Here is a 5,993-nt window from a genome sequence, read left to right as displayed (position 1 = left end):
ATTATATCTATTCATCTAACAATCGCCTAATTAAATTGATACTGAAGTTTTACAAAAAAAATACTTTAAATAGGTGAACTGCCCACCAAAAGTTGGACATAAAACGAGATTAAGATGTTTTTGACTTTTCGCATTTACCAGATTCCTTACACCCTGCAGCATTTTCATTTAGAACACATGAGACAACGGTATATCCACCATTACCACCCAGAATACTTTTTAATTGACTGTCGTCTAGTAGATTTACATCATTCAATTTCAATTTTCCTAATTTTTTCATTTTTTTAATTTAAACAGTTAAACATTCTTGAAAATTTTCAATATAAATAAAGTTGCGCAATATTTATTTTTCATTAATTAGCTTATATAATTTTATTTTGTCGTTTTCCTTTCTTATATCTATTTTTTCAAACATCATATCCGGATTTACCAAAAAACAACTAGGAACAGCGTTCAGCATATATTTTTGCAATATCCCTCCTTTTATATCGTATGAGAAATAACTTCGCCAAGGAATTTCATACCTCTCGAGTATCTTATTCCAAGCTTCAGCCTGATCCTTTGTATCAATGGAAATGTAGAGCATATCCAGTTTGTCTGACAAGTCGTTATATATTTGTTTATAGATAGGTATAGCTTCATGACATGGACGACATCCTACGGAAGAGAAAATAATCAATTTGTATTTTCCGTCATCTTTTATAAAAGGTTCTACTTGTAGGTTGTCACATCTTAATAAGTTGAACACGCTAATCTTTGTACTCAATTCATAAGTCTCTCTATCTTCAAGATATACTTTAAAAGAATTACCGGCAGGAGTGTTCTTTACCTTATCTGAAAACATAGAGTAGATTTGTTTATAAGTTTCCAGCTTAATATTTTCAGAAAAGAAACCATCTATTATTTTCATTATGGCCAACGAATTAGGATCTGATTTTATATACTCGATTATAGTGTCTAATGCTTCCTGCTGTGATATTTCGTTGTATCTCATTTCAGAGAGAAGAGTTGACATATTCTTGCCATTGACATATTCTTTGTCCGAACATGTAGTAGCCAGCACAAGGGCATTGTTATTGTCATCCGGGATGTGAAGAGGCTTTGCCGTGATAATCACATCATGATCTTCGCTAAAATATAATATGTTAGTTACATTATATTTTACAAATTTTGAAGTATCAATTAATATTACTTCGTTCCAGCCTTTATCTTGTCTGTATGCAGAAATATCCAAGTACTGATAATCATAATAAATACTGTTCGGTATATTTAGTATCCATTTGTTATCGCTATGGTTTTCAAAATAAAGATCCTGTATAGTACTCCCTCTAAAATTTGCTTTTAGGGAATCAAGTGTAATCTCTTTTATATCTAATATCCATACCCGCTCTTTCATCTTGTCTTTGGAATAGCATTGGTTTGATAAACAGCATAATATCGCTATGAATATATATGTAAGATCATTTTTTTTCATAATACTAAATTTAAGTCTGTTATTTCGTAATAATCTTTGGGAAATAGATAGCCGTTTAATAGAATTATAGGCGTCGAATTTATTTTGTTAGCCCTAACCCATTCACTATGCTTGCTCAGTTCTGCCGCAACATGCTCATCCATCATATATTTTTCTGCAATTTGATATTCAGGGAAAGAAAATAAGGATACTCTGTTGTTATTATGGTCGAGATACCAATCGTCGAAAAGCTTTGAGGCTATTTCTTCTCCACCTTTAATATATGCTGCTGCAAGGAATTTAGTAGATTGGAGAGAGCTGCCATGACCTAAGTCGCTAAATATAAATTGAATGCACAGATCTTTATTGTATCTACGTAAGTAGTTTATTTTCTCATGTGCTAATATGCATCCGTTGCATAGCGGGTTTGTTATTATCGTTATAATATTTTTGGATTTTATATTTCCTAATTTAATTTGGGTTATATTTTCTGTATCATAGTGTTTTTCAGTTATTAGATTGTTAAATATGTTTTCCTTATATTTCAGATTATTAAATTTCTGAGCGACTAACTCCAAGGTCAAAACTTTAGAATTCATTAAAACATATTTGTGAATTAAAAGAAATACCATAGAGTATATTGCCCCAAGCACTATTATGTCTATTATTTCAAAAGTTGGAATAGTTATGAAATTGAAAAAAAACTTGTTAAGAGTAATAGCCAAAATAAGACTTGCACCATTAAACATAAAGGACACCATTGTTTTACTTTGAACTTTTGATACCATACGCTCCAAAAACTATATGGTAATGCACAAATATTGATTAAAACCAAATATGGTAATAAATATGGAGTGTAGAGTAGGATAATGGTATTAGCAAAAAAATAACAAAGTCCTATCTCACTCCAACCAATTACTCCCATAAATTTGGCAGCCGATGACTCCAAAACATCATTACAGCTTCCACGGCTGAGTAAAGAGCAAATTTTATCGGCATGGTTACTCGTTATCTTCATTTGTTTAAGTACAAGCAAATAACCGGCATACATCCCACCTAAGCTGAACAGCAACAATAGCATTAATCCTATATTCAAATAAATACGGTTTTGAACAAGACCAATAAAAGCAGATACAATCCAAATGGCAGGGAATAGTAATTGTAGAATATTAGTTATTAATTCTTCTTTTTTATTTTTTCTATATTCCGGTTCTATTAAATTCTCATTGGCTTCTACCAACAAAGTAGCGCCACTCCATATTTCCTTAAATTTATCGATAGACACCTCCAGCCTCTGGGTATTCTGGTAGTATGTAACATCGCCTTCTGTAATTTTTTCAACAAAGACAAAGTCTTTACCCGTATGAGCGATAAAAGGAGCCTCTATTTCTTGCAAGCGCTTGCTTTTTACGTATACTCCTATATTATCAATCCCATACAAAGACAACATTTTAGATAATCCGAACATAGTGTATTTATATGGATGTTCGTCAAATGTTTTTACCGTATATTTCCTTGTATATTTTACTTTTAGAAGATATAGTATACAAGCAAGGGGATTTTGTTTTTGGCTAGTAGAAAATATGTCCATAATAAAATTTATTTTGCTATTGAGTTTGCTTATCTATTATGTTATAAAAATATATTCAACTCTTATGCATTTCACATGTGTTAATACACACGACTTGCACTACATGTGTAGGCTATCCCCCTCTCTTCGTCCTAGTATTTGGTATCTTCATCTTTAGCCATACCCAATCCTTAGATTGATTCTATACCTTTACCCTTGACTATGCTTGTTTTAATGTATGTAATATTAATTTCCCTCCAGATAAAAGAAGCTTGGTTATAAGTGGACATTATAACCGAAAAATCGTTTTTCATGTAGCTCTAGGTATTAATTATATTTTGAGGATTCAAGCAAAATAAATGCAATGAGCAATAATTGCTTGCTTGTCTCCATATTTTAACATTTACAAATAATGTAATTTAATATAATACAGGCATAAAAAATCTGACCAATAAATAAAAAAATCTGGTCATAATTGTATATCATTAAGAGTACTCTGTCTTGAATCTTAAATGTCAAAAATAAAATGTGGATGTATCTATATGAAAAACTATATGCTAAAATACATAATACGTTTATTTACATTGTTATACGATTCTATAATCGAGAAAAATACTATATGGATATTGTGTGTTATTATTTTTTATATTAAATAAAGATTTTGCTTATATGAAAGTAAAAATATTTGTCGCAATATGGTTTCGTTATTGAACCGTGTAGAAACAAAAATGTTCTAGTATTAAAAAATATTTTGAGCTAAAAGGCAATTTTTTCTCTTAATAGCCAGATATCATAATCCTAAATCCCACTAACTATCTATTCTTATAAAAATAGATAGGAATGTACCGAATATTTTTAAACGATAGTGATTATCTAGGCGTGATAACGCAGGAAGCTCTGTCTCAGATGACATGCAATAATGCAGAACGATTTATTCAGGCAGAAGAATCGGCAGAGATAAGCCTGATAAAGTATCTGAGTGAAAATTACAAAATTGAGCTGGAGTTGAATAAAGGTAAGTATGTAGCAGAATATGACCGTCAGATCACATATCCTGTTGGAGTTCATTTGTACTATGAAGGTAAAATATACGAAGTGATCCGTTCAATAAGTGGATTTAAGGCTCCGGCAGGTATTGAATACTGGGAAGAGCATGTGGATATTAAAATAGAAATTGAATCGGTTGCTCATTATTCGCAATTCAAGACCTATTATCCGAATGATATAGTATCATACAACGGTGTTATGTACAAATGCCTTGCAGAGAATGTATAGTTAGATCACCAAGCAATACATAGCAAATCGCAGAAAAGCATACAATTTCAGTCTTATAATCTAAGTATCTCTTCTAAACTATATCTTTGGATGACAATTAATCGAATTGCTCATGAAAATCCAGATATTCTACCCCCATTCATTGAGTCTTTTATTTCAGAAATTAATACACCCCAATTACCTCATGCACTAATTAATGCCTTTATTGAAAATACTTGTTTAGCTCTTTGTGAAGGAACTAATATTGACGGTAAAGAAAATATTATTAAGGAATTAGAGAAGTCATTATTAAGAGTCGAAGGATTAAGTTTACAACAAAACAAAGAAAAACCTGAATTCAAGTTTGATCATATGGACTCTGTACCATATTGGTACGATCGGTTGACTTGATTATTTAAAACAGATAGAGGACATATTTTAGCATTAGCTAATGAATTTATTTGTAATGTTTGGAGTTTTAAAGGCGATGTTCACAAAGAAAATCATGTAAGAGCAAATGATTATAATAGTACCCAAAATAGGCATGGATTAATACCTCAATACGAAGATTTACAGCGATATTATGAGTTTCATGCAATGTTTTGTGTTGCAAGTATATTATGAAACTTTCGAAGAATGGGTTTGCAGTTATACTACGGTATATAATGGAATGTGGTTGTCTGATCTCAGAGATCCGATCTCGTTAGATACTCGGATTCACGAAGCTATAATAAAAAAAGATTGGATTAGTCATATTGAAATTAAAGATTATACAGATTATATTGGGTTGATGAATGGTGATTTATATCTAACTTTAAATTCTAATATAACAAATTATCATTCTAGAGATTATGAATCAATAGAAGTTCGTTCTGCTATTGCTTCTCGTAAAAAAGCTAAAGCTTTAATGTTTGAAAAGAAGTAAAGTTCTATTACTTCGATTGTTATCCTTACTTAGTCCTCTATAAAGCAAAAGATATCATTCAATCGTAGTAAAACAAATATTGAAGTCATCTTTACTTTTCGTTTTTGTTAATTTTGTTCAATAATATAATCATAAATGCCATATAGTTGATCACCTTTTATGTTACAGCCTTCCGTTCAAATCTATTGAGTAAAGTTCTGTAGGAGTCCATCCAAACATTTGTTCTTTCAATAGTATATCTTTGTTCATAAAGCTATTCATCAAATAATATATCTTCATCTTTATCACCATTCCTTTGGTTTAAAGCAGTGTTGGCCATTACACCGTATTCAATGCACTCATTTCTGAATCCTGCTGAATCAAATCCTGCATCAGCATTGACAAACAAGCCATCAACAGCAATCGTAGCCCTTATCGCAGATAGAGGTTACAATGGCCATAAAAAGATTAATTATATACTTACATAGATTCCCAAGTTCTTCAACAAAAAGAAACTAAATACTTACTAACAACAAAAGAGACGTGGACAACATAGACGACAAGCAGCCATCGAACCCATTATTGCAAACTTGAAGACAGATCTCCGACTCTCAAGAAACTTCTACAAAGGGATCTTCGGAGATAAGATCAACGTGACGCTTTCCGTGGCTGCATTCAACTTCAAAAAAATGATGAACAAGTAGAAAGAAGAATATAAAAAGAAACTTGTTCGTATTTTTGAATGGATACAAGCAAGAATCTTTATGTTGTTTTTAAACCTAAAGACTTTTTAAGCGAAGACTATATAACTA

General features: G+C 31.2%; 8 protein-coding genes and 1 pseudogene. 5 read left to right on the top strand and 4 right to left on the bottom strand.

What is annotated here, in order from left to right; genetic code table 11:
• Positions 1-109: 109 nt before the first annotated feature.
• The 4 genes from JGH11_RS18680 to JGH11_RS18665 form a co-directional block, all read right to left on the bottom strand.
• Complete coding sequence (locus JGH11_RS18680; RefSeq protein WP_201114330.1) at positions 110-280, bottom strand: TIGR04149 family rSAM-modified RiPP; 171 nt, start codon at positions 278-280, stop codon at positions 110-112.
• A 63-nt stretch (positions 281-343) separates the two neighbouring features.
• On the bottom strand, positions 344-1,474 hold the full coding sequence (locus JGH11_RS18675; protein ID WP_201114329.1) for a thioredoxin family protein: 1,131 nt from the start codon (positions 1,472-1,474) through the stop codon (positions 344-346).
• Positions 1,471-2,052 (bottom strand): thioredoxin domain-containing protein, encoded by a 582-nt coding sequence (locus JGH11_RS18670; protein WP_201114328.1) that lies wholly within the window; start codon positions 2,050-2,052, stop codon positions 1,471-1,473. The genes JGH11_RS18675 and JGH11_RS18670 overlap by 4 nt, the downstream gene beginning before the upstream one ends.
• Positions 2,053-2,138: 86 nt before the next feature.
• Positions 2,139-3,044 carry a vitamin K epoxide reductase family protein gene (locus JGH11_RS18665; protein ID WP_201114327.1) on the bottom strand — a complete coding sequence of 302 codons (906 nt, stop codon included), beginning with the start codon at positions 3,042-3,044 and terminating at the stop codon, positions 2,139-2,141.
• Positions 3,045-3,863: 819 nt separating this feature from the next.
• Between JGH11_RS18665 and JGH11_RS18660 the strand changes: the two genes are divergently transcribed.
• From JGH11_RS18660 to JGH11_RS18645, 5 genes and pseudogenes are all read left to right on the top strand, one after another.
• Complete coding sequence (locus JGH11_RS18660; protein WP_201114326.1) at positions 3,864-4,298, top strand: hypothetical protein; 435 nt, start codon at positions 3,864-3,866, stop codon at positions 4,296-4,298.
• A 90-nt stretch (positions 4,299-4,388) separates the two neighbouring features.
• On the top strand, positions 4,389-4,688 hold the full coding sequence (locus JGH11_RS18655) for a hypothetical protein (protein WP_201114325.1): 300 nt from the start codon (positions 4,389-4,391) through the stop codon (positions 4,686-4,688).
• Positions 4,689-4,860: 172 nt separating this feature from the next.
• Positions 4,861-5,202, top strand: coding sequence for a hypothetical protein (locus JGH11_RS18650; RefSeq protein ID WP_201114324.1), 342 nt, complete (start codon positions 4,861-4,863; stop codon positions 5,200-5,202).
• Between the two features lie 332 nt (positions 5,203-5,534).
• Complete coding sequence (locus tag JGH11_RS20500; protein WP_255561856.1) at positions 5,535-5,669, top strand: hypothetical protein; 135 nt, start codon at positions 5,535-5,537, stop codon at positions 5,667-5,669.
• A 72-nt stretch (positions 5,670-5,741) separates the two neighbouring features.
• Positions 5,742-5,876, top strand: a pseudogene (locus JGH11_RS18645) (IS5/IS1182 family transposase); the annotation flags it as partial.
• Between the last annotated feature and the right edge of the window lie 117 nt (positions 5,877-5,993).

The organism is Dysgonomonas sp. Marseille-P4677 (assembly GCF_016652235.1).
GTDB lineage: Bacteria > Bacteroidota > Bacteroidia > Bacteroidales > Dysgonomonadaceae > Dysgonomonas.
Note: the sequence above shows the minus strand (reverse complement) of the source record. Positions and strands in the feature narration are given on the sequence as shown.

What these genes read in the sequence shown, in the direction of transcription:
- JGH11_RS18680 (WP_201114330.1), bottom strand. Translation starts at nt 280, where the DNA reads ATGAAAAAATTAGGAAAATTGAAATTGAATGATGTAAATCTACTAGAC.
- JGH11_RS18675 (WP_201114329.1), bottom strand. Translation starts at nt 1,474, where the DNA reads ATGAAAAAAAATGATCTTACATATATATTCATAGCGATATTATGCTGT.
- JGH11_RS18670 (WP_201114328.1), bottom strand. Translation starts at nt 2,052, where the DNA reads ATGAATTCTAAAGTTTTGACCTTGGAGTTAGTCGCTCAGAAATTTAAT.
- JGH11_RS18665 (WP_201114327.1), bottom strand. Translation starts at nt 3,044, where the DNA reads ATGGACATATTTTCTACTAGCCAAAAACAAAATCCCCTTGCTTGTATA.
- JGH11_RS18660 (WP_201114326.1), top strand. Translation starts at nt 3,864, where the DNA reads ATGTACCGAATATTTTTAAACGATAGTGATTATCTAGGCGTGATAACG.
- JGH11_RS18655 (WP_201114325.1), top strand. Translation starts at nt 4,389, where the DNA reads ATGACAATTAATCGAATTGCTCATGAAAATCCAGATATTCTACCCCCA.
- JGH11_RS18650 (WP_201114324.1), top strand. Translation starts at nt 4,861, where the DNA reads ATGAGTTTCATGCAATGTTTTGTGTTGCAAGTATATTATGAAACTTTC.
- JGH11_RS20500 (WP_255561856.1), top strand. Translation starts at nt 5,535, where the DNA reads ATGCACTCATTTCTGAATCCTGCTGAATCAAATCCTGCATCAGCATTG.